Source organism: Paenibacillus sp. J2R1T-4 (assembly GCF_059692235.1).
This window is the reverse complement of record NZ_JCAUBA010000013.1, coordinates 185,945-212,314: the sequence shown is the minus strand read 5'-3', so window position 1 is coordinate 212,314 and position 26,370 is coordinate 185,945. Positions and strand designations below refer to the sequence as shown.

The following is a 26,370-nucleotide window of genomic DNA, read 5'->3' as shown; positions in this document are numbered from 1 at the left end:
CTAGTTAGCATTCACATTACCGATTCGGAATGTATGCGCACCATTCCAACTTATGGAAGGATAAGCCGTCATTCGGGAGCTGCCATCAGACAAGATCTCCCATCCTGGATCCATATTGTTCAGAATGATCAGAGTGTTGTCGCCATCTTGACGGATTTCTTGAATCGTATAGCCATGCGTTTTGCCATCGGGATGATCAACTACAACCGTGCGGCCAACCAAATCTGCAGGTACGGTTGTCTGGGTGACCAATGCATCTACGGCATCTCCATCCAATTTACGCATAACATCTGTGATCGTGCCCGTAATGGTTCCTTCTCCCACCACGGTTTGATTCCCCTTACGCAGAAGGCTGCCTTCGGATAGCATCATCTTGGTAACAATGCCATTCTCCATCCGGATCATCCCGTATTTGCCGACCAGCTCCATATCGCCGACTTTCAGCGTTCGGTCAGGATTGGCTGAGCTAAGGATAATATCAGTCGTCGTTCCATACTGAATCTGCAGCGCCACATCTCCTTCGACCGCTTGCTCCGGCGTAAGCTTTTCCACAGATTCGATCTTTGGCCCCGTGCCTTCGTACGCTTCCATCACATTAATGAACGTACTCGTGAGGTCCGTGCCGCTGCGGCGTACTACAAGCTTAGGCATCCAATATTTGACTGCCTCCGTGTTGATGTCTTTGGCAGTGCCGGACAGTCGGGTTGCGCGAAGCGATGGTGACTTCCCAATAAACAACTCGTTCCCTGCTCCCGCATCGACAAAGCCTGTAATACTGAGCTTGGCTTTTTCCGTTCCGTTCTCTTCGGTTTCGAGGGTTATCTTGTAAGTATCATCCGGGATTTCCGCACGCTTCACATCTTGCACATAAATATATCCATAATAATGGCCCTCAGCCGAACCCGTATCATTCTCCGATTCCGGCATAATCACATCCGTGCCTTCCGGCAGCAAATAGTCGCCATAAGGCTGCATCGGCAGATCCGTTATGAACTCACCATCCCGGTTAGCGTCACCGCCTAACGTGTATTCGTGTCGATTCCCTCCGGATACACGGAAGATGTCCACGACATACCCGTCGCTTGCATCTGCTTCGTTGCCGAATCCAATCATCCACGGCTCACGGCTGTACTCATCCGTTACCGGATATGCACTATCCTGGCTAGCCTTCACGATCTGGACGCCGTCATCGGACTTAATGAAGGATTGAATCTGGCCTCCGTGCTTCCCTTCCCCATCCAACGTCATATCTTGACCATCCACAACAACAGTATTGTGCGCCATAGTCGAAACCGTCCATTTTCTGAAGAACGTATGGGTGTATCCTATATCAGGGAGAAGCTCCTGTCCTTTGGCGAACAAAGTCAGGTTTAACGGATCGAATTGATTATGCCCATATTTCGGTACAAAATTCAGGTACATCTGCTGCTGAGTTGAACCTGCGCCCTGTGTTAATCGGGATATCCCCGAGAAAGGCAATAAATACGAGCCCAAATCCGTCCTTGGCGCATTCGTCTTCTCATTCGCCCACGTATCCATAACCGGAACATAGCTGCCATTCGGATACGCTACTACGTCTTTCATTGTCTGGGCGTTGTTCAAGGCCGGATAAGTCCCTTGCATATCCAGATTGTCCAGACGCTGGCCGTTACGCGGTGAGACATAACCTGCCGGGTCGCTCCAGCCTTTGGCCTCATTCATACTTTGCAGGAGCCCATTGGTCGATTGATTATGATAGGATAGCGTTACTTCTTTCCAGAAGCCATCTGACAAGAAGTTGTTGGCCGCGAAGTCCTGCATCAGATCGACAGCTTCATGCATATAAGACGACACACCGGATGCTTTGGCCATACGGATGAGGCCAAGCCAAGTCGTATATTCCATGTTGTGATTCAACACAGGGAATGAACGGACGAAATCGAAGGAAGGCTTGAAGACTTTATCCACAAGCTTTTTCTCCACATCCTCGCCAATCTCCTGACTGAGAAGCTCGAAGGCATTCGTCTTGCGCACATCACGGTATGCATTGATCAAATAACTCATATTCGTCATTTCACCCGTATACCAACGGTACCAGACACCGCCCCAATAGTGGTAAGGGGGTCCGCTGATTAGCGGGTAGTTGGTCCAATAATAATCATTCGTCGGCATGTATCCTGCATACACGTCTGCCCATCGGTTAAGCAGCCTTGCTGCGCCAAGAGGATCCGTTGCTGCAAGCTTGCCCGTTTCCCTCAGAGCATAGTCCTTCTGGAGATACCAGACGTGAGCACTGATGAAATATTTGCGTCCTTCTTCATCCTCATAGTACGGATAATCCACTGTCTCACCAAGAGGGTTCGTGACCGTCAGCTTCTGCGTCTCTGGATAAGTCGCGTTCGGGTATACCGTTCCGGTTGTTTTGGATACGATTTGGTCGGGATTGTTCACGCTCCAGTTGTACAGTTGGTACGGACGCAGCCCTGGGTTCTCCGGCAATCCTGTGAAGATGAAACCGGTATTCTCAGGAATGAGCTGCATCACATTTTGCACTTGCTGGGAAGCCGGGGCCGAGGACACCGGTTGCTTCTGCTCTGCAGGAGGCGCCTCCGTCGATAGCGAGTCTCCCGCGGCGATAAGTGCGTCACGGTCAAAGCTGAGCTCGAAATATTGATACACACCGTTTCCTTGCCTGAAGCCGGCTTGAAGTCGGTACAACCCTCTAGCAAGCGGCTTTGGATGGCTGAAGGTTACGACTGTGTCCTGATCCTGTTTTTCAATTGCAGGCTCCTCTAATTTCGTCGACACGCCATCTGGAGAGACCCAGGATAGATGAATCTCCGTCCCGCTATGAATAGCGCTGCCCTTCATACGGAATTGTTTGGTTTGGCAGTCCTGGTAGACAAGACTCCAATTGCTCGGACTCCAGGCATTCGCACGGCTGCCGTCTACACCAGACAGAGCAGGCAAACTGGAGAAATAGATCGGCGCCATACGAGCTTGGTTTAGCACATGCGAAACTAGCGCGTAGGAAGTTCCTCCTTGATCGGTAATGTACGAATTACGAATCGGCACCCAAGAGCTGAACGGCTGCGAATTAATGCCGTAATAGCGCAAAACGTTGAACATCCATTGATCACCAACTGTTACAGCGTCCACTCCAAGGGATGCGATCGGAATTCTCGCCTCAAGCGTCCAGGAATCGCTTCCCTGAATAACTTGAACCTCGGCTCCTGTCAGATCCGTCGTTACTCCTCCCCAGTTCGTGCTAATGGTACGACTGCCTGACACAATAGGGATATTCAGACGATACACGGCGTCCGTTACACGGCCCGGTGCCAACAGCACTTCGACCTTCTCAGTCTCGGGTGCAGGACGTGTCTGATCCTTGTGTCCTTTCAGGCCTATATAAAGATTGTCTTCATCGTGGAGAAGCGAAATCTCTGTATCCGAGGATGCGGGTTGATTATCGAACATAGTCAAGAAACCGTCGGCTTGAAAGGCGGATTCCCATATGGATTCCAGATTGCCGTCTACAGTAGGACTGTTCTTGGACTCCGGCACAACACCCCATCGGTCTGCATAGCTTTGTACCTCAGCTCCTGGAGCTTGTCCAGCAAGTCCTTTTCCTTTGCCTTTCGATTGTTCGTCTCCAGCCGCCCATACAACTCCCTCTAGCAGCATCGACCAGACGATCAAGCAAATGACAGCCACACGTAACCTTCTCTTCCTCAGCAACATTATCCACCTCCATCGATATCGATCGCAGGCTTGGGATGTAAGGGCTTTCAGAAGAGTGAATCCGTCCTCGCTCACGATCGTAGTGTTATTTAACCATACTCACTAGGAGAATACATCGAACTATGTATCCATTCATCACCTGTATTATACCTATATTATCGTTCTGTTTTCGACAAATTCTAGCAAGTGGGCGTTATATTCAGATCAAGACCACAACATTTACACCCAGGACAGCATCTTTTCATTGCTTTCTTTTTTCCAACTATGATTAAATGAGCAGTAACGAGCTACTAGTATGGAATAGGGAGGAATTGAGATGAGAACCATTAACCTGGGGATGATTGGAAGCGGAGATATTAGCAACCGTTTCTTCGAGCAAGCCGCTAAGCTGGAAGGGGTTCGTTTCGTTGCTACTTGCGCAAGACGGTTGGAGAACGCAGAAAAGAAGGCAGGCCTATATGGAGTGACCCGTTGGTATGATAATTATCACACAATGATGGATCAAGAAGAGCTGGATGCCGTTGTGGTGACGACCCCCCATTCCGTACATACCGAACCCGTGCTTGCTGCCCTTGAGAGAGGACTTCATGTGCTGAATGAGAAGCCGATGGCTACTTCTTTCGAGGACTGTACCCGTATGGTGGAGCTGGCCGAAGAGAAGGGCAGAATCTTCATGAATTTGCCTTATGATCTGAATCCCGCTTTCCTGGCCGCTTCCGAGTTTGTTGACGAGCAGTACATAGGCAAAATCACAGGTGCCGAAGCCCAGCTCTCCCTGCCAGGACCTCCAAGGGACAACTGGTATTATGACAAATCCATCGCCCACGGCGGAGCGGTTCTCGATTGTATGGTGTATCCAGTCAGCCGTCTGGTCGCCTTGCTCGGACCTGCGGTCAGCGTTATGGCGGAGGCCAATACGTTGATTCCGAAACGGATCGTCGGCGGAGGCAAACAAGTGAACAGCGATGTCGATGACAACGTGACCGTAATCGTCGAGTTCGCGGGCGGACAGCATGCCGTTATCCGCACCTTATGGGGGATGTCTTTCCTCCAGAATAATACGATAATCTATGGTCGCAAGGGTACCGTCGCTCTGAACGACAGTGGCTTCCCGCTGGTTGTGCATTCTCCGGGACTTGCTCTGCCTGATGCCGAACAAGTGACTTGGCGCGGCGTCAAGGATTGTTATGTTCCGCATGACAAGATCAGCTCGATTCCGCAGGAGGATATCATGACGCATTTTGTCGGCTGCCTTCGTTCCGAGGAACAGCCTGTCCAAACGGGCAGACAGCAGCTGCACGTTCATGAGATTATGTTCGGCGCCTACCGCTCCGCGGAATCAGGTAAGCGCTATGAGCTCACTACTACTTTTACGCCTTGGAGTAAATTGCAGCCAGGTATCTTTGATACACGGAGTGAGTTTCTTTGAGTGAGAGAAGCTTTGCTAATAGTGAGGTAAATGTTACTGTTTAAGTCCGCGGAGATCAGTTAGCCACTTCTAGTATAGGTTATTTGAGTGGAATAGAAGGCTATTGCTGAGATAGCAAGTTTTACTACTGGTTATTTGGCCTGGTTTGAGGAAAATCGGTTCACAGTGCGGAAATAAGGGATAGTCAGATAGGCTACTTAGTGCCTGAGTGGTAAACTGGCCGAAATAGACAGCAGTAACATGGCTTATTTGTAAAAGAAGCGGGCAGATGAAGAATCTAGCTAAACAGCATGAGAAGGAACTGCAAAACCTGCAGTTCTGGCGTCTATTTGAGATATATCATTCTTATAAATGAGATAAAGTGTATTATTTATGGTAGTAATTGTGACAATTCGATTTGAGCAATATAGGAAGCATATTATTATATTTTTATCAGATGAATTCCTTGCTGTCAGGAATCATTACTTGATCAATCCAATCTTGAATTGACGTAAAAAGAGTTGCAATAGGCCATCGAGGGTCATCTTCCATATTGCTCTTCCATGTTAAAATGCACTTGAACTACATCTCCTTTGCCAGATTGGGCAAACACATTGTAAACGGCTTTTAATTTAGAACTGCATTCTACAGATGCAGGCAAGTTTGTGATCTTCTCTTGATATTTTTTTATATGTCGCAATGCGGGATAATTGGCCTTAATGAGTTCTTAAGTTACTGGTTGAACCTGGCACTTTCCGGCACGATCTGACTTGTCATCGCTCGATACGTGAATGGCCGTATGACAGCGCCCGTTGCGGTCTTCCTCCCGCTCGACGGTGAAATAGTTTCGCCAGCGGCCTCAGCGAAATTAGATCTTCGGTGTGTTACGAACGTTGATATGTTTTCATGACATGCCCCATCAACGTTCATAAAACCACGCTGTATCCAACACCGCCACGCGTAGATCAATAAGATCCTGCATGCGCGATGCCAGCGTATATTCACAAGTCCAGTAGTTCACCACCGCCGTACCTTGTGAGGTGAAGCGGCAGCCGGGATTGGAAAAGGCGCGGCTGGAATCATCTTCAATGTTGCGGATGTGTTTCCACGTCTTGCCTTCATCATCAGACCATCAGCACCCTCCCATCGCGCGTTTCCTCCACGTGCGGCTCCATCACTCCCCGCATGGGGAGTAGGATTCGGTTTTTCGACTCTTGCCAGGTCAGGCCATCGTCGTCGCTGAACAAAGCCGCACCTCCATGCGCAAATCCTTGGTCACCATCGCTCGTAGGATAATTAGGATGATCAAGCGGTAACAATAACCGCCCAGAGTTCAGTCGTTTCACTACCGCATTGCACAAACTAAAAAACTGTCTTGCAGCAAATTCATTGCGGGGTTTGAAGGTCTCCCCCTCGTCGTCTGATTCCCATACATAAAGTGTTGTGATAGATGGATGCAGGGTATGTTTACGAAAGAACAACAGTAGTGAATTTTGATCCCTCATTCATGGCATATTTTTTGAATCAAGGCTTATATAGTTTGATCAATGCCTGTTTTAAATTCACCTTTTCGTGCATTCAAGGATGGAGTCACCCACTTCATAAACACACGAAGGGGCAAAGTGCCAGAAAAGTTTGACGGATCCAGTTTTTCTCGCTGACATCACCGAAAGCCAATTATTTCAGGCGGTTGTCCAACCAGATGTAGCGACATTTCGGTAGTCATCCCTTTAATAGACGATTCGATCTTCCCCGTTGTTATGCTTTACCCATGGTTCATAAAGGTCGCCGTATTTTCCTCTCAGCTGTTTGAAATCGTTTTGTAGCATTTGGATCATTTTTGTCGTATCTGCGCCGTTCAGTATATAGTTCATTCCTGCTTCAAAAAAAGGCTGGCACATTTGCAGGGTCGAGTCCATATGAATACCGACGCCTTTATTTAATTTCCTGCAGCGCTTGATGACATTGACAATGGTTTCAATAAATTCCGGATGTTCGTACTCTTCTGGAATCCCCATGGAACAAGTAATGTCATGCGGACCGAGGAATACACCATCGACTCCGTCAACCGAAATCAAAGATTCCAGCCGGTCAATCGCTTCCACGCTTTCAATGCCAATAATCAGATATAAGTCTTTATTAAACCGCCTCATATAATCGCTTAATTTAGGGTTCGGCTGACGCGAACCGGTGAGCATATCTTCCAAAAATTTCCCCTTAATCGGGCGATACTTCACAGCCCCCACCAATTCCTTGACCTGATCGACAGTTTCCACATACGGTGCCACGATTCCTTCTGCCCCGCCTTCTATCATCATATTAGCCCAATATTTATCCGGATAAGGAATGCGCACCATTGGTGAAATGCCGTTGTCAGTATAGAGATTACACATCGCTGCCACTTCCGACCGATCGATTGGAATATGTTCCGTACATATAAACACAAAATCCAGATCCATTCCGGTACTCCATTTTGCAGAAAGCGAGTTACCGTGACTAACAATATGTGTTCCGTAAACCCTTTCTCCCCGGGCCAACCGCTCCTTCATGAGCTCGCCTCGCATCGTAATCATCCCTTTTCGTCGAATAGTATTAAAAGTTTGGATTCAAAAATTCATTGTAAAGTCCGAGTAGAACCAAACGCACCCTCCCTCCAGTAACTTTAGCGACTTTATCGTGTAAATCTATCCTTTCCAGTGATGGCTACAATATTTCTTCCCCTCATCGCCAAATCGTACGGTTACCTGTCTACACATAATGTCAAGAGCAGAATGATAATGCCGTTATAAGGGCATCCTATAGTGCTTAACCCCCTCCTAACAACGCTTTCATTATGGCACATTTGTGTAGCAGTGAACATGAATTCTCCACGAAAAAGATGACCTATTCTACGATTCATTTGATGCATTGGATATCCAAATCGTTCCGCTGCACATCCTGGATACATCCCAATATAGTATAATTCAAGTGACTCTGTTCACAATGATATTCAGAAGGGGTTCTCTTATGCAAAATTACGATCATCAGCCGGCTGCGGAAGTGCTTTCCGCCTACTACGCTTACTACCGTAAGCCTTTTCAAAGAAAAGGGATATTTACTTTCCAAAATTATTACATGAGGCTGCAAGTGGAAGGACAGTGCAAAGTTCTGGTTAACAATCAATGGCAGGTTATGAAATCCGGGGATTTACTCATGTTCCGACCGGGGGAGATCACCGAATTCTGGTTCGATCCGAACTATAGCAGGACTGAAGAATCATGCAACGCCAATTATTATATTTTTTGTCAGGGCAGTTGGCTGGAAACATGGTGGAATGCAAAAAAACGCCCACAAAAAGCGAAACTTACGCTGAATGAAAGCTTGCTGGCAATATTTAAAGAAATTGTACTGGAACAGTATAAAATCAGGGATAACTGGAGCGAAGCTTCCGGCTACTTGCTGCGAACGCTGTGCATCCACATCGACCGCGCTCTGGAGACAGCGCATTACAAATCAAAACATCAGTTGCTCATCGCACAGCGTATTAAATATTTCATCAACGAATTTGCTTTCTCAAATTTCAAAGTAGAGGATGTGGCACAGCATGTCAACCTGGGCGTATCGCAAGCGTCCCACATCTTCAAAACTACCTTTGGTGTAAGTATGATATCGTACGCGCTGGAGGTGCGATTATCTGTTGCCCGCAACCAAATGAGGAACACCAACCTTACACTGGAAGAAATCGCGGACATTTCGGGATTCGGCAGTTACTCGTACTTTCATCGGGCGTTTCACAAAAAATATGGCATCTCACCGAGGAATTACCGCAGTTCCGTCGTCATGATGCCTCTGGAAAATATAGCAAACCAAATTGAAGTAGGAGACGACTGACAAGCTTTCCATAATCTTTTCAGCGTCCTATGCTTAATTCTGTAAAGGATTTATATTGATTAATTCAACTGAAGTTAGGACAGACGAATGCTTGCATTGACCTGCCCTTTCCTTATCATATGCATAACTTCGATTCCCGAGACAACGGCTCAATCTCATCGAATCTGCAGGAATAATCTATCACTTCTCCCCTGTTAAAAACCATCCGCTCTGACAGAGAAATCTTGTACAGGAATAGTAGCTGTACAGCCATCCGGCATATTCACAACAATGCTAAATTCGGTGTTCAACTCAAGGAATGCATGCACTGCTCCTTGCACCATAAAGCGGTTATTTGAGTGAGGAAGCTTCCTGCTTTACCACTTCCGCTCCACCTATTATTCTCACAAATATCGGTTGAATGGGTGCCGTTATAATTCGCATGCACTTGATTGCTATAACCTTGGGGAAAATATACGTCTGAGAAGACGATACCATGGCAATTTTCCAAATAATAATTTTGCGGATCGACAATTCCTCCATTAAAGAGAATAATCTCTCTCAAAAGGCTCCGATCTCGGAAAATTAACTGCAGCTTTTGCAGTTAAAAGAGATTCACGAACACACCTATATCCCTTAACCTGAGAGCCTGCATCCTCTCAATGAGGAAACAGGCTCCACTTACTTTTCAGCAGAACAGAACTCTACTTTAATTAACCATAGTAATATTTTTCCCGTAAAAGATCTCGTCCATTTCCCATTTAACGCTTTCAGTTATATCCGCCTGTTCCTCCGCGCTCAGTTTATCTTTGGTATACCCGAACAAATAATTGTTCAGATCGAATTCCCTCAGCTTACATTTGGTATGGAAAATATTTTCCTGGTACACATTCACATCGATCATGTGATACAAATCGGAGATGTCATCAGGGATATAATTCTGGATGGAGCTAATCTCATGGTCGATAAATAGCTTATGGCCGCTAATATCGCGTGTGAAGCCCCGCACTCGGTAGTCCATCGTCATAATATCCGTATCAAAGGAACGAATCAGATAGTTCAACGCTTTGAGCGGAGAAATTTCCCCGCATGTGGATACATCAATGTCTGCCCGGAACGTGCTAATCCCTTCATCCGGATGATACTCAGGATAGGTATGGACCGTTATATGACTTTTATCCAGATGCATGAGCACCGTTTCTGGAAGTGGACCTGGCGATTCCTCCAACGATTCCGTCGTAACCTCTGCAACTGGACCTTCCGATACCAGCATAGTCACACTGGCTCCTTGAGGATCATAGTCTTGCTTGGCCACATTTAATACATTCGCACCGATGATCTCCGCCACACTACGCAGTATCGCAGTCAATCTCTCCGCATTATACTGCTCATCGATATACTGGATGTACGCTTCCCTCTCGGCTCTCGTTTTGGTGAAACAAATGTCATAGAAATTGAAGCTCAGTGACTTCGTCAAATTATTAAAGCCATGTAACGTGATGCTTTGCTCCGGCGTTAGTTTCATACTCCAACCTCCCGTTCTAAACCTACTATTTCCATATCCTGTATAGACAATTCATCCACCTTTTCTTTTAACCAATTTGATGAGGGATAGAAACATTTTCATTCACATGCAAGTATGCCCAAACAGGCTAAATCCCTAACCGATTTGGAATTTCTAGCCTGCAAAATAAAAATCGCCTTCCTTCAAGCCCATTCCAGGCAAGCGGTTAGCGATTAGATGTATGATCTTATATACGTTGCCAAGCAATTGTTCCCCGGATCTACTTGTCCTTCTTTTCTTCACTTTCCTGCTCTTCCGATTCACCCGCAGAGTCGCTTGCAGCAGTGTTACCCTCATCTTGCTTCGTGTCAGAATCCTGCTGTGATGCTTCATCAGGCTCTTGCTGCAGTTCAGCAAGCTCCGCAGTCGTCTCGTCAGCAGCCTCTGACTCTGACTCAGGCTCATGCTCTTGCTGTGACTCCAGGGACTCTTCCCGTGTCTCAGTCAGCTCCTCTTGCGTTGTTTCAACCGCTTCCTGGCCCGCCGTTTCTTTCTTGATACCGTTGGTGTTACTTACCAGGGCCGTCAGATTCGCGATCATCTCCTGCATATGCTCCAGCTGTTCCGTTAGCGCATCGACTTTCTTGTTCAATTTCTTGATCATTTTCTTCTCGCCCATGGTCGGTTAACCCCCTGTTAATAAGAAGTAGTTGTTCATAGCTTAAGAATATCACACTTGTCCTGGGATTGGCTAAAAGATAAGACGGTCGCTTAACAGTGCCCCTCATCGCATCCCACAGAGTTACCTTTATGATTGCAAAGCTTCATACCCGTCCATGATCAGCTCCAGCCTTCCGGTCTCCGGATCCATTATGAAGCCGTGTACCGGAATCGTCTTGGGAACGAGCGGGTGTCGGCGAATCATATCGATGCTGTGCATGACACCATCCTCGACTTTGTCGAAGCCCTTAAGGAACCGCTCCATACGTATTCCCGAATTTTCCAGCGTCTCCAGCACCACCTCGGAAATTCCGTTGGCTTTGAACTTCTCCACCAAGGAGTGTGCGTCCAACTGAGTCATCCCGCAGCCATGGTGACCCACAACGAGTACCTCGCAGGCCCCCATCTCGTGAATCGCGATCAGAATGCTGCGCATGGCGCTCCCAAAAGGCTGCGTCAGAATCGCACCTGCATTCTTGATAATTTTGGCATCGCCGTTCCGCAAATTAAGCGCTTTGGGAAGCAGTTGAACCAACCGGGTATCCATGCAGGTCAGAATGACCATTTTTTTATCCGGATACTTGTCAGTCAAATATTTCTCATATCTCCGGTTCTCCACGAATTGCTCGTTATACTCCATCAATTCACTGATTGTAGACACGATTGTTGCTCCTTTCATCTGCCGCTTGATTGAATTTAACTAATCCACCTTATCGAACCTGACCGCATTGATCTGTTCCTTTGCTTTTACCGCTGCCTCTAATATAGATCTGCGCATATCCGTTTCGGTTATTTTGTTCCCATCCTCTTGTTCGTTCCTATAAGAGTAAAGGATCCCCCTCGAGGAGGATACGATTGCGCCATTGCCATTGTCATCAAAAAATACACGTAAGTCCTCTGCCTTTCCTCCCTGAATCCCAAACCCGGGAACAAGGAATATCGAATGAGGCAGCGTTTCTCGTATTTTCTTCGCTTCCTCGGGGTAAGTAGCTCCAACAACTGCGCCAATAAAGGAGTAATTGTGGATTCCAATGGTCTCATGGGCTAACTTTTCAATTTGCTCCGCCAATCTGAAGTACAGTAATTGTCCATTCTCCAACTTAAGGTCTTGTATTTCGTATGACGAAGGGTTGGATGTCTTCAATAACAAGAATATCCCCTTCTTATTCTCCATTGCCACTTCAATAAAAGGCATATATCCATCACTGCCTAAAAAGGGATTAACGGTGACCATATCACCCGAAATGGGTCCATTTCCCAAAAAAGCATGAGCATATGCGGTTGAAGTTGAGCCAATATCCCCTCTTTTGGCGTCGTTAATGACAATTAATCCTTTTGACCGCGCATAACGGATTGTTTGTTCCAATGCCTGGATGCCGCAACTCCCATACACCTCGTAATAAGCAAGTTGGGGTTTGACAGCGATCACATGATCAGCGACTGTATCTATAGTGATTTTATTAAACTCGTAAATGGCATCCGCAATACTTTCACTAGAAGAGGAGTCTATATTTTTCATTAAAAAATGAGGAAATAAGCTGACATCAGGGTCTAACCCTACAACCAATACACTATTCTTCTTCCTGCCTTCCTCTATCAACACATCAGCAAAATTCAGCATTATAGTTCTCCTCTTGGTTATTTGATCCATTGTCCAGTATAGTTTAGGTTCATATAAGAGATCAACAAAAAAACCACCCCATGGCTTGCTGCCTGAGGTGGGTTATTGTCTTGATTCAATCCCAGCATTTTAAAAAATGACCGGACTTGCTTCTGTCAGGGAGAGCGCCTTGCGGTAATCCGACATTTCACTGTCCAGAACAGTCCTCACTTGGGCAATCTTCCATAACAGATGCTCCTTATCTGTCATGTAATCCATGCTAGGCTCCCAACCCAGCCTCGAATCCTGCTCTACAAGCGGGATGGCTGATTGCGCATTCGCGATTTCCAACTCTGCTAATGCGGCAAGCTCATCCAGGATCCGGTTCGCCTGCTCAGGGTTAGGCTCGTTGAACAGGCGCTGCTTAAGCAGCCACCACTTCTTCATATGAATTGTAGTCTGCACAGCAGTCACGATAAATTCGTTCATGCCCAATAGAAACGCAGCATCAGTATGCTTGCGTTCTGGCGTGAGCGCGATCGCCGCTTCCAGACTGCGATTGCCTTCACGCCAGAGCTCAGCCATCCGCTCCAGGCTGCGGATCTCTACATCAAATCGCGCGTTGCCTAGCGATTGGCGGGCACTCTCCGCAGGGGCGTAGCTCGTGTTCACGATTTCGTTGCCGAACATCGCGTGCCAGGATGCTGGCATTTTCACTCCTTTGCGGAAAACCATCGGATAGGACGGGCCGACCCGGAACGGGCCATACTGGTCTTCATTCGTTGGTATGTAGTGCCGGCTCGCATCGCTCCAATGCTGCCAAGCCTGCAGAACATGCGGAACCGCTTCGGCGCTGAAATCCCGGGCCGCAACAGCGGAATAAATGCTCTCGATAGGCGGACTTGGCTGCCAGTACGTCCATTTGGTTAATTCACTCACGAAGGATGGCGTCCACCCAAAATGATGCGATTCCATCAGACCCGACAGTCCCCAATCCTCCCTTGCCTTGATCAGCGCCTGATGCCTCCTCGCCCATTGGTACGGAATCGGCTGATAAGGAATGACCCCGATATCCCAAGTTAATCCCCCGGTGTTGCACATCGTGTACAGCTTCAAGCCTCGCTCATGAGCGGCTGCTGCTTCGCTGCTGAAATAGCGGCCCGGCCCTTCGAAGGAAGCCGTGTAATCGACGCATACATGAGTAACGTGCTCATGCTTCAATTGCTCGAACATCTCGAAGGTAACTTGCAGCGTAATGTCCTCCGGCATAGAACGGACTAATCTCAGCCGTTCTTCCTCTGGCGCCCAACCCCAGTTATATGTCCAGAACACAATATCAGCATCTGTATTATGCTTGCGGATAACCTTCTTCAGCATGTTCAGCCATTGCGGATAATCGGTGCAGGGCCACCAGCCCGGACTCGGCTTAGTCTGCGGCTTGTCCGCAGGCCAGTCCAATCGAAGCACACCGGTCGTGTTCGGGTCTTTACTCGGGAACTCACAGGATTCGCCGACGAAGATAACGCCTTTGAATCTCGGACACGCCTTGAATATCTTTCCGTACGTACCGTCGTAATATTCTTCCGCATCCGGCTCGTCGGGATGCTTGCGGCTCTTCAGATAACTGTACATGTAGACGTCAAGACCATGCAGATCGGCCCGGTCTACCAGATTATTGAAGTCCTGGTACCCATCCGGACTCTTATCCACATCCTCGACGAATACTAGAATCGCATCGATTCCGGCATGCGCCATCGCATTCAGGTGGGCGTTGGGATATTGATCGAGCCCATAACCGGAATGACTCATTCTTGGAGAGAAAATCGGCTTGCGCGTCGTATCCTGGACCGCGAGGAATGGGGCCTCTCGCAGATTCATCAGGTCCTCCAGGAAGAAGCTTCCCTGCCCGACGCCTCTAGCATCGAAACCGCATACCACTATTCGGTTAGGCATCGCGGTGATACGGTAGCTGCGGGGTTCCGAGAGTGAAGCTCCCCATTCGGGAAGCGCTTCCTTAGTCGTCAGGATGATGCCGTTCATCGTTTCCTCCGCGGCTTTCTCCAAATCACTCGTAAGCTGAAGCCGAACAGATACCCCCATGCTCACAAACAAATAATCCTGCAGATCCTTGGCAACATGCACGATCGCGGGATCTTCATCCTGTGCGAACACGATGTGCCAGCTTTCGTCAATCTGCACTTCATTCGCCTCCGGTACGGCTCCCGCGCTTCGACGGCCCGGTTTGTGCACACTCTCCAACCGCTTGCGAAATGCGTAACGCTGCTCCATCCTTGTCTTCCTCCCTTTCCATTCCCAGGTATGAATCTATATAGTTTGGTGCGATGAAACCGGCCATTAAGCATCTTGCTGGATGGAGGGCCCATAAGGCTCGCTGTCGGGAAGTGTGTGCATTCTCCTGTACTCTCCTGGGGGCATCCCGGTCACTTTACGGAACATGCGGATGAACGAATTGACATTGAAGTACCCAACCTGACCGGCAATATCCTGGATTCTATAGTCCGATTGCTGCAGCAGCTCCTTCGCCTTCTGAATGCGGAACTCATTCAGGAAGTCGGAGAAGTTGACGCCAGTCTTTTCCTTGTAATATTTGGACACGTAACCAGATGACAAATTCAGCTTATCGGCTACGAGATCGAGCGATAGATCCTCACTATAGTGATGTTGGACGTAATCCTGCAGGAAGTCGACAATCCAATCCCGATCCTCGCGTTTTTGATTGATGTCCTGTACGACATCGGTCAAAAAATGCTCAAAGAATCGGATGTATTGCTCGATATCGGTAAAGCCCTCCATCGTCCGGCGAGGCGAGTTGTCGCCGCATAGCGGACGAATATCCAAGTTGAGCGCCGCCAATGTCCTGACAGTTTTGTCCACAACCTCACATGCGAAATCGAGATATTGTCCAGACCATGCTTCTTTCTTCTGCATCCGCAGCAGCACCTTGGTGACCAGAGCGATGACACTCTCCCCTTGGCCTGCCTGCAGGTTGGCTACGAACTCCTGCTCCTGGGACGGCAGGAACCAGATGAACTCATTTTGTGGCTTCCATTGGGTAATAATCTGCGTCTCCCCGTTCAGCTCGCGCTGCCTGACCATCTCGTTGGTCCGCTTGTAGACCTCTCCGAACTCGTCGAAGCCATAGAGCTCCGGTTGTACCGCGATCGTCCAGTAGCAATGCGCTTTGTCGCTGTCGAACAGCAGCTTGAATCGCTGCAGATTCTGAATCAGAGTTGCGTTCTCCTCTTCCATGAACAGCAGGGACAGGACTTGATTTTTCTCCACTTGGAGGGTAACGGTATCACCGAACATGTCCTCGAGAGAGATATGAATGAATTCCTTCAGGAAGTAGACCGCCTTAGCCTGCTCCGCGCTGGACAGATCCGAGAATTGCGGCGTCATCGTCAGATGGAACAGCACAAAGTAGAAAGGTTTGTTCGTGCCTATAAGGCCGTTAGAGCTCGTATAAATGTCCTTTAGCTTGTTCATGTAGCCCAGATGCTTCAACTCGGAATTTTTCTGGTTCAGGTCTTGCTTAATGTCCCGATTCGTCTTCACCATCTGGTTGATCATATCGTGCAGAACGTTGTATTCCTCGATTTTACTATGCAAGAAGCCGTTTGGAGTCGTGTGCCGAATGCTGGAAATAATTTTCTGGATGGGACTGTTGAACTTGAAGCTGACCACAACCGATACGCCTATGCTAATCAGGATAGCTCCGAGCAGAAGCAAGATCAGCACCAAATTCAGCTTCGTGATGCCCTCGGCAATCTTCGTATTGGGGATCACATTGATATAGGTAAGTCCGCTTGTATCGCTTTTATAATAGAAATAGTAGTTGTCATTCAGCTGGAGCAGGTTGGTGCCGCCCTTCAACTGCGCGAGCAGATCCGGCTCGATTATAGTTTTGTCGGAATTGAACAGTACACTGCCGGAAGCATCCGAGATGTAGAACCGGTTGTTCACGGAATTGTGGAACGCTTTGAAGATCTGCTTGGCATCCAGCAAAACCGCAATGTAGAAGTCGGGGTTTACTTTATTTTTGAACACGATTGGAATGAAATTGCCGCTTGAATTCGCTTGGGGCAGCTCAAATGCAGCTTGAGGAAACACCTTGGACCTGTACGTATGCTGAAGCTGGTCGCGCCAGAATGCTGGAGTGTAATCCGAGCTGACATAATAGGAGCTGAACATTTGATTCAACTCGCTAGGCCCGTTCTTCTCTACCACGAAGCCGTTCTTATCGAATAAAATCACGACGTTATTGAGGTACAACTGATCGTTGCGAAGAATGTCCCGAATTTCCTCCGCGACCAGATTGACGGGATCGAACTGCTCCGCATTCCCGAGCTCATTCAGCAGCAGCACCTTCTGATTGAAGAAGAGCCGCGTCACCGCACCCTGAATAATCTGGAGATGATTCTCGTACCTCTCAACTGTGTTTCTCAGGTTTTGATTGTTGTATCGAATAATTTCTTGCTGCATCCTGTTGCTGAAGAACTTGTAAGCGATTAAATTAAAAGAGACGAGCAAGAGAATGACTGCGCAAAAAGCGGCTAACAGTTTAATCAGCAACGAATTTTTCTTAAAAGGTAAGGGAAGTCTGGCGCGCATTTTCGGTCTCTCCTCCTCAGAAGTCCACGGGATAAAGTAGAATGGAGCTTACGCTGTAATTCTCAGACATTTTGATCGTAGCACATTCCGTAATAAGATCAATATTCAATTTTCCTCTTCCTATTCATCTTTAGCTGGATTGCCAAAAAGGTGCATAACATCGGGAACTACAGCTGTACCGATTATTGGCAATCATGGCATGATGAAACCGCAATCGTATATACCATATTTCATAAAAAAAGGGAGTGTGCTTATCGATGAAGCAAGTCAAAACTGGATTGTTACTGAGCTTAGCCATGACGTTTGCGTTAGCCGGATGTACATCGGGGTCAGGAACAACAACGAGCACGGCAACGCCGAACGCGACTGCCAAAGCGTCCGAGCCGCCAGCGGCTTCGAAAGGAATGCCGGACAAATTCGATCCGATGGTCGAGCTTAAGACAGTGAACTTCACCTACGGCGTGGCCAAGTATGGAGCGGGAGACGACATGAACAACAACCCGTGGACCCGCTACTTGAAAGACAAACTCGGGATCAAGCTGACGACGCTGTGGGAAGTCCCGTCGGCGGAACTGGAGCAGAAGACGAACCTGATGATCGCCTCCGGTGACATCCCGGACTTCTTCCTCGCCAATACGAAGCAGTTCGCCCAATTGGTGAAGGCCGGCATGGTCGAAGATTTGACGAAGGTGTATGAGCAGTATGCGCCTGACCTCGTCAAGCAAGTCATTAAGGATGCAGGCTCTGAGCCGCTGGAGGCCGCCACAGTTAACGGCAAGCTGATGGGCATTCCGTTCACGGGCGTTGCCAAAGAATCGGTACCCGTGTTATGGATTCGAGAGGACTGGCTGAAAAAAGTTAATTTGCCTGCACCTAAATCGATGAGCGATTTGTTAGCCATTTCGGAAGCGTTTACAACCAAAGATCCAGACGGCAACGGGAAAGCCGACACCTTCGGGCTCGCGCTTGATAAGGATCTGAGCAATATCAACGGATTCTTGAACGGATTCCATGCCTATAAGGGAATTTGGATCAAGGACAAGGACGGCAAGCTCGCCTACAGCAGCATCCAACCGGAAATGAAGACCGCCCTTGGCAAAATGCAGGAAATGTTCAAGAACGGCCAATTCGATCGGGAATTCGGCGTCAAGGATGGTCCTAAGGTGTACGAAAGCTTCGGCAGCGGCAAGATCGGGATGCTGTTCGGCTCGATCGGCAGCGCGAATGCGCCTTTATCCGCGCAGACTCCCAAGACGGTATGGATCCCATACCCTGTTCCTTCCATTGACAGCAGTCCTGCGCTCTTGCAGCATCCGCTCAATTTGTTCAACAACGGCATCTGGGTCGTCAAGAAAGGCGCCACGCGTCCGGAAGCCGTTCTCAAGATCACCGAGCTGTGGCTGAAATTTTTCTATGAGAATACGTCCGATGACATTTACAAGCAGTACAATTACGACCTCGATTCCAAAGTATCCAATTGGATGAACGCACCTATCAAAATCTACAAGACGTTCAAGAATGCCCAAATCTCCACACATTTGGAGCCGCTTCTGAAAAGCGATAAACCTGCGACAGCGGCCGATCTGGCTAAGCTTACACCGGAGGAGCGAGAAGTGTATCAGAACATCCAGAAGTTCAAGAACGGAGAGGTAGAGCATTGGTACAACAATGCCAGAAGCGGATTGGGCGGGTCCGGAGAAATCGTCAATAACTATGTGAAGAACAACCAGTTCAAGCCTGATTTATTCATCACGATTCCGACGCCGGCCATGGTTCAGAAAGAAGCTAACCTGAAGAAGATGGAATTAGAGACGTTTACCAAAATCATATTGGGCGCATCCCTCGACACGTTCGACCAGTTCGTAAGCGATTGGAAAAAGCTCGGCGGCGAAGACATTACCAAAGAAGTGAATGAGTGGTACAAGAGCAAGTAAGGCTGGAGGTTATCGGAGGGGGATCAGATGGGATCGGATAGAATCAGGCCCGGCTCCCCCTTTTTCTTTTTCACATGTAACTTGTGCTAGATATGCTGAACCCGGAGGACTGAACTATGCTGAAAAAATGGAAGCCCGAGCTGCCGCTTCATCTCATGCTGATTCCAGGATTGTTCATCATGATTGTGTATCATTACGGTCCGATGATCGGAATCTTAATGGCCTTCGAAAATTACATGCCGACATTAGGCATCTTGAAATCCGATTGGGTCGGATTCGATAACTTCACTTATTTGTTCGCCTTGCCCGATACGGCAGTCGTCTTCTGGAACACCTTGATTATCGCCGTCATGAAGATTATTGCGGGACTGATCATGCCCATCGTCACGGCACTGCTGCTGAACGAAATCACGAAGAAATGGTTCCAACGGAGCGTGCAGACGCTTGTCTACCTCCCCCATTTCTTATCGTGGGTCATTGTAGGAGGCATTCTGATCGATATTCTGTCCCCAGCTAACGGAATCGTGAATCAGATGTTAGGCTGGTTCGGTATCGAATCGATCTATTTCCTCGGCGACAACAGCTGGTTCCGCTACGTGCTCGTCTTCTCGAATGAATGGAAAGAATTCGGCTTCAGCACCATCGTCTATCTCGCCGCTCTGACGAGCATCGACCCGACTCTCTATGAGGCGGCCGTCGTCGACGGGGCGGGGCGCCTGCGCCAAACCTGGCACATTACACTGCCGGGCATGCGCCCTATCATCGTGCTGCTCGCTACGCTCAGCATGGGCAGCATTCTGAACGCCGGCTTCGAGCAGGTGTTCATCTTGTACAGTCCGCAGGTCTATGAGACGGGGGACATTATTGACACCATGGTGTACCGGATGGGTCTGCAGCAGTCCCAATACAGCCTCGCTACCGCGGTCGGGTTGTTCAAATCCGTCATTTCCTTGTTCTTGATTACGATCTCTTACTGGCTTGCCTACCGCTTCGCCAACTACCGGATATTCTAAGGAGGGACTTACCATGGTAGAGAACCCTTCTATAGGCAGAAGGTTGTTTGTCATCATCAATTATGTGCTGTTAGCGGCGCTTTCGCTTGTTTGCATTCTGCCTCTCGTCCACGTGCTGGCCGTCTCGCTCAGCAACAGCACCGCGGCGGGAGCGGGCCAAGTCAAGCTGTGGCCGATCGGGTTCAATACAAGCGCCTACCAATACGTGCTGGAGAAGAAGGAATTCATGCAGGCTCTGATGATTTCCGTGAAACGCGTTGGCCTGGGCACGCTTGTGAACATGCTGATGATCATCTTAACGGCGTACCCGTTGTCCAAAGAAACCAAGGCACTGCGGCTGAGAACCGTCTACGTCTGGATCTTCTTCATTACGATTCTCTTCGGAGGCGGATTGATCCCGACTTATATGGTAATTCAAAAGACCGGACTGCTGAATACGATTTGGGCGTTGATTATTCCCAATGCGGTGCCGGTATTCAGTGTTGTGCTACTGCTGAACTTCTTCCGCGGCTTGCCGAAGGAATTGGAGGAGTCCGCTTTCATAGACGGCGCTGGCCACTTCACGGTGCTCTGGAAGCTGTTCGTACCGCTCTCCCTGCCCGCCCTTGCCACGCTGACACTGTTCTCGATGGTAGGGCATTGGAACGCTTGGTTCGATGGCATCATCTACATGAACTCGCCGGACAAATACCCGCTGCAGAGCTATCTGCAATCTGTCGTTATCATGCAGGATCTTGCCGTGCAGTCGCTCACGAACGACGATCTGCTGAAGCAAATCTCGAACAAGACCTTTCGGGCCGCGCAAATTTTCCTCGGAGCGCTCCCTATCTTGCTCGTTTATCCGTTTCTGCAGCGGTTTTTCATGAAAGGGATTATCTTGGGCAGTGTTAAGGGTTGATGATTACGAAAGGCTTCGTACGTAAGTGCGAGAGCGTTGCAATGTTGGCTGGTTGGTTGGATGCAGCCAACCAGCATTTTGCAATTACTAGCGTTGCAACGGCAAGCATTGCAACCAACAAGTATTGTTATCAGCAAGCATTGCGACGAACAAGCATTGCGATCAACATTTGCGACAAGTCTACAACCCTGCAGTATTGCAACCAATAGTGCAACCAACATTGCAACCAGTATTTTAACCAACTAGCTTTTCACGCAAACACGTTCAATCAACGTTGCAACCAGTTTGAACCAGTTTCAACCAGTTTCAACCAGTTTCAACCAGTTTCAACCAGTTTCAACCAGTTTCAACCAACTATTATTTCACCAAACCTATTTTCAACCAACATTGCAATCTACTCCATCTCCCGTCCTCTCTCGCTCAATTTTGTGGTTAGATGTCGACCATTTCGACATCTAACCACAAAAATAGGCCATTTCATGACTCAGATGTCGAAGAATTATACATCTAAACCCTAAAACAGCTCAAAACACCCCCCAATTAGTTCAAAACTCGCCGAAATGGGACTTAGATGTCGAAATTTTATACATCTAAACTTGAAAACTCGCAGAAATAGCCTGTCTGTGTATAAATCTTCGACATCTACTTTCGTTCGCTAAAGGACCGGAGTTCATTGGTAGAACCTTGGTGATTAAGTTAATCAACTGTTACTACTTAGGTCCCGTGGAGATCGATAGCCATGCTAGTATAGGTTATTGTGTGGTTGGAGCGATATAAAACAGGGTTATCTCGTAAGCCGTATACTCTACAGCTTGCGGGATAACCCTGATAATGAAACAGATCGTTTACTTGCTCATGTGCGTCAACATCTTCAGCATAACGGTTACAGCTTCTGCTCTTGTTGTTTGGGCAATAGGAGCAAATACGTTAGCCGCTTGACCTTCAACAATGCCCAGCTTCTTAACCGCTGCTACTGCACCTTTGGCCCACTCCGGAATAACCTCGTCATCGGCGAAGCCGGTTGCGACATTCGCTGCGCTAGATTCACCTAGAGCATTGGCGAGCATCGCTGCCATCTCCGCGCGTGTAATCTCAGCATCCGGACGGAAGCTGCCATCCTCGTAGCCATTAATGATGCCTGCTTGTACTGCCTGCGCCACCGCCTTCTGCGCCCAAGCTCCGATCTTCGCTGCATCCGTGAAGGTCAGTGCCGCCCCTTCGCCCTGCAGCTTCAACGTATTCATCAGCATCACAGCAAATTCCGCACGTGTCACGGTATGATTCGGTTTAAAAGTTCCGTCGGAATAGCCCGTAACAATTCCGCTGCTTACCGCTTGCTTGATGTTGGCCTCAGCCCAGTGCCCAGAAATATCACTAAAGTTAATCGTCGGTTTCGTCTCTGGTGTTGGAACAGTTGTTGGTTGACCTACAGCAAATACCGCGAATTTCGTAAAGTGGTTTACGTCCACGGTGATTCGATCCACATTAACCTTCCCACCAGTGACTTCTACCCATTCCTTCTTCGCTTCGTCATAATAGAATATAGCTGGCCGTTGACCATTCTTCATGATCGCGGGGTCAAAGGATAAAGTCAGCGTTACAGGTTTGCTGAAGTTCTCCGAGAAGTTTTTCAGAATCTCATAGATCGGGCTGGCTAGAACCTCTTTATTCGTTAAGAGCTTTTGAGTGTCCATCAGTTTTTCGATCGTTAACTTCAGTTCTTGATCTATAGCGCCTACCGGAATAGAGATGGTGACCGCATTTTCTAATTTAACCTCCCCTGTCCTGCCTACAGGAAGCGTTAACTTGCCATCCGTGCTTGTGACGATGCTAGTTGTTGGTGGCATTGACCCACCACTGCCACTGCTATTGTCTGTGTTGCCGCTCGTTGCCTGTGCTCGGTTCACGTTCACGGTATACGTTTTCTTACTTGTGCCATTTTGAGCAGTCACGACAATCGAGATGGCGTTGCTGCCGACAATCAAGCTGGTTGCACTACTCGGTTGCCCGCTAGCTACCGCTATTCCGTTCACGGTCATAGTAGCGTTCCTGTCGCTCACACTGGCCGTTACGATCAGGCTGGATACGCTGTTGGCTACATCAACGGTGTAGTCTAATGTTCCAGTGTTGAACGCCAGCGTTCCGCTCGATAGCGCCAGTCCACTCAAGTCTGCGTTGCTGCTGGCTGGATTTGGCGGCGTAATAGCCTCGACGATAAGATCCTGGACGGCAACCGTACTCGCTTGTCCAGCAACGACCTTGTACGTACCTGCAGCTTCGCTGCTCGCTAGGGTGAACGAACTTGAATACTGTCCATCCGTCACTTTCGCAATCGTATAGAAGGCTACGCTGTTGCTAGGACGAAGCACTTTAACAATAACCTCAGAATAAGTAGACGATCCTGCTAGGGTCACGGAATCACCAGGGTGAATGGGTGATATCGCGTTCACTGTAACTGAATTGCTGGCCAATGCAGGGAGTGGAATTAGCCCTATGATCAGCATGAGAGATAAGATCAGACCTTTTTGAAGTTTCATTTTAATGATCATATTATTCTATTTCACCCCTGAATTGTTGTTCAATCAACTTCAGATCGAATTCAGCTTGCGGCAGTTGTGTAGCCAGATTCAAACCAACATGAGTGGCATCATTGTTAAATTGACTTACCACATATACATGTACGCTATAATCAGCTGTAGCAGCGTCTGTCACATTGAAATTGGCCGAATAGGCTCCTGTGTTTAATTTCAATCTGGAAGCTACAATGCTGACTGCTGTCGTTCCATTCATTAACACGAATACAACCGATTGCGTTCCATAAGTCTCATTCCTGTAATAACTGTAATCATCCAAGTTATTGAGCACATTTACCGTTGCTAGAAGTCCGCCTTGTGTGCTGAGGGCTGGCTCTGTCATATAAAACAATTTCGATGAATTAATTGCTTCGCCATCAATAAATTTACTACTATAACCATCCGCATCGATTGAAATTTCATAATTTAAACCTTCTTGAAAAATCCCTTGGTTAACCGTAAGCTTGCCTTCCGTTAGTGTATATTCCGAGGCATTCAATACTCTGCGAGTTTCATTCCAATAATCATCTACGATGACATCTCTTACTTTGCTGCGCCATGCAGCATCGTCTTCGAATACGAATTCACTTGCTGCATTACTGAAGAAAAATCCCGTCAAATCAGGCGTGTTGTATGCATAAAGTTGATTAATCGCTGTGTTCCCCACATTGTTGTGTACATCTCTTAATGCGTTCGCTTCAATCTTAATTACATATGTTGGATTCTTCTTCGCCTCCTGGAATAATACGACTACTTTGTCCCCTTGAATGGACAAGACATCCTGTGCGCCCAAGGCTGAGAAGGTTGCACCTTGATCCGTGGATATCGTAATCTTTTCTTTCAAATGAGATGTTCCAGCGACCAGCGTATTGTCTGCTAATTCAGCGTTGAATGATAGGTTTAACCAACGACCATTATTTAAAAATCTTCCGTTGTTAAGTGACAATGATTGAACGGGGCTGAACCAATTAGTCCTAAAACTAGCATTGAGAACGTTCCCGGATCGATCTTTAATAGATCCATTTGGAAATTGAAAATAATGGTCTGATCCAGTCAATGGCGCTGCAAAATGAAGAATCAGTTTATTCTCTGAGAATGTCAGAGTCGAATTATAAGAATCGGGAATACCATTCCCCCACCCCAAATTAGGTATATAACGATATATGGAAGCTTTTAATGTCGATTCATCGGTCCTATTATTCTCTATCTTCTCATCAAAAACAAATACGATATCCTGATTATGATTGGCGATATAAGACTCTATGAATTTAGGCGCTGTACCATCGCCCCCTCCAGCGTTAGCTGGTATCATAGCGGTTACAGCACTATCGAACGAAACGTTCCCATAACTGTCCTTAAGGGTGCCACCGTCAATGACAATTTGATTATTAGGTCCCGAGAGGGGCAGTCCAAAACGGATGACAAGCTTCCCTGATTCAATGGATACCGTATCGTCGCTGAGCAACGAATTCCAATCATCCTTTATTAAATAAATATTATTTTTTATGTCTACTGTATTGGCTAGAACATCCTCGTGAAAGGTAATCGTTACCGTATGGTTCTCATCACTAATTGCTGAGCTTTGAATAACTGGAGGGGTTACGTGTAAAGTCATCTCCGCATTGAGATTACCCGCTGCATCCTTCAACGTGCCGCTCGCGATTCTAATAAGCGTGCTCGTGCCTAGAATGACCTTCATATCGTTATCCATGGATAACCGAATCGAATTCGAATTGGGATTTTGTGCTACAAACATAAGTTGCGGAAGGGATATAAAGTTGATTCCATCCGTCGCAATACTCATTTGGCTTCTCAAATAAGCGGCAGTATCCTGATTGCTTGTATTCAATGAAATGTTCTCATTAAAATTTAAATACACATTGCTTCCATTAAAAGATGTAGATCCTACATATTCAGGGGACTGAAGGTCCAGTGGTTGCGTTGTAGCGTTGCCCATATACGAACCCGGTGTTCCCGACGATTCAAAATAGGCACCTTGAATTTGAATCTGATTACCGGTTCCTATTAATGGGCTATCCAAATTAAGAGTGAACACGGTTTGATTATTGCCAGCGTTAGCTGTCAGCACAGCAGAACCCGTATTTACAGCGGAATCAGCCGCAACGCTGACAAATTCATTGGAACCCGTTCTTTTCACATATACAGCATCCGTTACGCTTACTCCAGCCTGAACAACCAAAGATACATTCGTAGTCACAGTAACGGTTCGATGATCGGCCGTGGTTTGAACACTTGTGATATTGGAATCCGTAAGGACAAGGCCCGACACTGCATACGCCTTGCTTCCTCCTGGCACAAGCACTCCCGTCACACCTCCCAGCACCATCAACATGATCAGGAAGATTGCCATACCTTTTTTCTGAATCTTTCTCATTTCTATTTCTCCTTCTCCACTTGAATTTTTCCACTCTACTTCGCAACTTTTGTCACACCTTTCCTACTGTAAGCCTATTAGGAACATAAAAAAATCCCCCGTTCGGGGGATAGCCATACAATAA

General features: G+C 47.7%; 17 protein-coding genes. 6 read left to right on the top strand and 11 right to left on the bottom strand.

All coding sequences use genetic code 11. The features are described from left to right. Nucleotides 1-3,720 carry a heparinase II/III domain-containing protein gene (locus AC58QD_RS21455; RefSeq protein WP_497337048.1) on the bottom strand — a complete coding sequence of 1,240 codons (3,720 nt, stop codon included), beginning with the start codon at nt 3,718-3,720 and terminating at the stop codon, nt 1-3. Nucleotides 3,721-4,036: 316 nt separating this feature from the next. Here AC58QD_RS21455 and AC58QD_RS21450 point away from each other — a divergent pair, with 316 nt between their 5' ends. Then, a complete protein-coding gene (locus AC58QD_RS21450) occupies nt 4,037-5,149 on the top strand; it encodes a Gfo/Idh/MocA family protein (RefSeq protein ID WP_497337047.1) in 1,113 nt (370 codons plus the stop codon). Between the two features lie 1,103 nt (nt 5,150-6,252). Here AC58QD_RS21450 and AC58QD_RS21445 read toward each other — a convergent pair. Together AC58QD_RS21445 and AC58QD_RS21440 are read right to left on the bottom strand one after the other, a co-directional pair. Next, nucleotides 6,253-6,474, bottom strand: a complete 222-nt coding sequence (locus AC58QD_RS21445; protein ID WP_497337046.1) for a sialidase family protein — start codon at nt 6,472-6,474, stop codon at nt 6,253-6,255. Between the two features lie 384 nt (nt 6,475-6,858). Further along, nucleotides 6,859-7,677, bottom strand: coding sequence for an HpcH/HpaI aldolase family protein (locus tag AC58QD_RS21440; RefSeq protein ID WP_497337061.1), 819 nt, complete (start codon nt 7,675-7,677; stop codon nt 6,859-6,861). Between the two features lie 457 nt (nt 7,678-8,134). On the opposite strand from AC58QD_RS21440, the gene AC58QD_RS21435 reads away from it, so the two are divergent. Further along, nucleotides 8,135-8,998 carry an AraC family transcriptional regulator gene (locus tag AC58QD_RS21435; protein ID WP_497337045.1) on the top strand — a complete coding sequence of 288 codons (864 nt, stop codon included), beginning with the start codon at nt 8,135-8,137 and terminating at the stop codon, nt 8,996-8,998. Between the two features lie 688 nt (nt 8,999-9,686). Here AC58QD_RS21435 and speD read toward each other — a convergent pair. From speD to AC58QD_RS21405, 6 genes are all read right to left on the bottom strand, one after another. Next, on the bottom strand, nt 9,687-10,502 hold the full coding sequence (speD, locus tag AC58QD_RS21430) for an adenosylmethionine decarboxylase (protein ID WP_497337044.1): 816 nt from the start codon (nt 10,500-10,502) through the stop codon (nt 9,687-9,689). A 259-nt stretch (nt 10,503-10,761) separates the two neighbouring features. Then, nucleotides 10,762-11,160, bottom strand: a complete 399-nt coding sequence (locus AC58QD_RS21425) for a hypothetical protein (RefSeq protein ID WP_497337043.1) — start codon at nt 11,158-11,160, stop codon at nt 10,762-10,764. Nucleotides 11,161-11,289: 129 nt separating this feature from the next. Beyond that, nucleotides 11,290-11,862 (bottom strand): beta-class carbonic anhydrase, encoded by a 573-nt coding sequence (locus AC58QD_RS21420; RefSeq protein WP_497337042.1) that lies wholly within the window; start codon nt 11,860-11,862, stop codon nt 11,290-11,292. A gap of 39 nt (nt 11,863-11,901) precedes the next feature. Next, nucleotides 11,902-12,822, bottom strand: a complete 921-nt coding sequence (pyrF, locus tag AC58QD_RS21415; RefSeq protein WP_497337041.1) for an orotidine-5'-phosphate decarboxylase — start codon at nt 12,820-12,822, stop codon at nt 11,902-11,904. Between the two features lie 129 nt (nt 12,823-12,951). Further along, on the bottom strand, nt 12,952-15,090 hold the full coding sequence (locus AC58QD_RS21410; protein WP_497337040.1) for a hypothetical protein: 2,139 nt from the start codon (nt 15,088-15,090) through the stop codon (nt 12,952-12,954). A 66-nt stretch (nt 15,091-15,156) separates the two neighbouring features. Then, complete coding sequence (locus AC58QD_RS21405) at nt 15,157-17,433, bottom strand: helix-turn-helix domain-containing protein (protein WP_497337039.1); 2,277 nt, start codon at nt 17,431-17,433, stop codon at nt 15,157-15,159. 257 nt (nt 17,434-17,690) lie between these two features. On the opposite strand from AC58QD_RS21405, the gene AC58QD_RS21400 reads away from it, so the two are divergent. From AC58QD_RS21400 to AC58QD_RS21385, 4 genes are all read left to right on the top strand, one after another. Further along, on the top strand, nt 17,691-19,367 hold the full coding sequence (locus tag AC58QD_RS21400; RefSeq protein WP_497337038.1) for an extracellular solute-binding protein: 1,677 nt from the start codon (nt 17,691-17,693) through the stop codon (nt 19,365-19,367). Between the two features lie 116 nt (nt 19,368-19,483). Beyond that, on the top strand, nt 19,484-20,380 hold the full coding sequence (locus tag AC58QD_RS21395) for an ABC transporter permease (protein ID WP_497337037.1): 897 nt from the start codon (nt 19,484-19,486) through the stop codon (nt 20,378-20,380). Nucleotides 20,381-20,393: 13 nt separating this feature from the next. Next, nucleotides 20,394-21,278, top strand: coding sequence for a carbohydrate ABC transporter permease (locus AC58QD_RS21390; RefSeq protein ID WP_497337036.1), 885 nt, complete (start codon nt 20,394-20,396; stop codon nt 21,276-21,278). Then, nucleotides 21,275-21,487 (top strand): hypothetical protein, encoded by a 213-nt coding sequence (locus AC58QD_RS21385; RefSeq protein WP_497337035.1) that lies wholly within the window; start codon nt 21,275-21,277, stop codon nt 21,485-21,487. The genes AC58QD_RS21390 and AC58QD_RS21385 overlap by 4 nt, the downstream gene beginning before the upstream one ends. A 636-nt stretch (nt 21,488-22,123) precedes the next feature. Here the strand turns inward: AC58QD_RS21385 and AC58QD_RS21380 are convergent. Together AC58QD_RS21380 and AC58QD_RS21375 are read right to left on the bottom strand one after the other, a co-directional pair. Beyond that, nucleotides 22,124-23,827, bottom strand: coding sequence for an S-layer homology domain-containing protein (locus tag AC58QD_RS21380; RefSeq protein ID WP_497337034.1), 1,704 nt, complete (start codon nt 23,825-23,827; stop codon nt 22,124-22,126). Nucleotide 23,828: 1 nt separating this feature from the next. Further along, the gene (locus tag AC58QD_RS21375) at nt 23,829-26,246 is read right to left on the bottom strand and encodes a hemoblobin-interacting domain-containing protein (RefSeq protein WP_497337033.1); all 2,418 of its coding nucleotides are present in this window, start codon (nt 26,244-26,246) and stop codon (nt 23,829-23,831) included. Nucleotides 26,247-26,370: the final 124 nt, after the last annotated feature.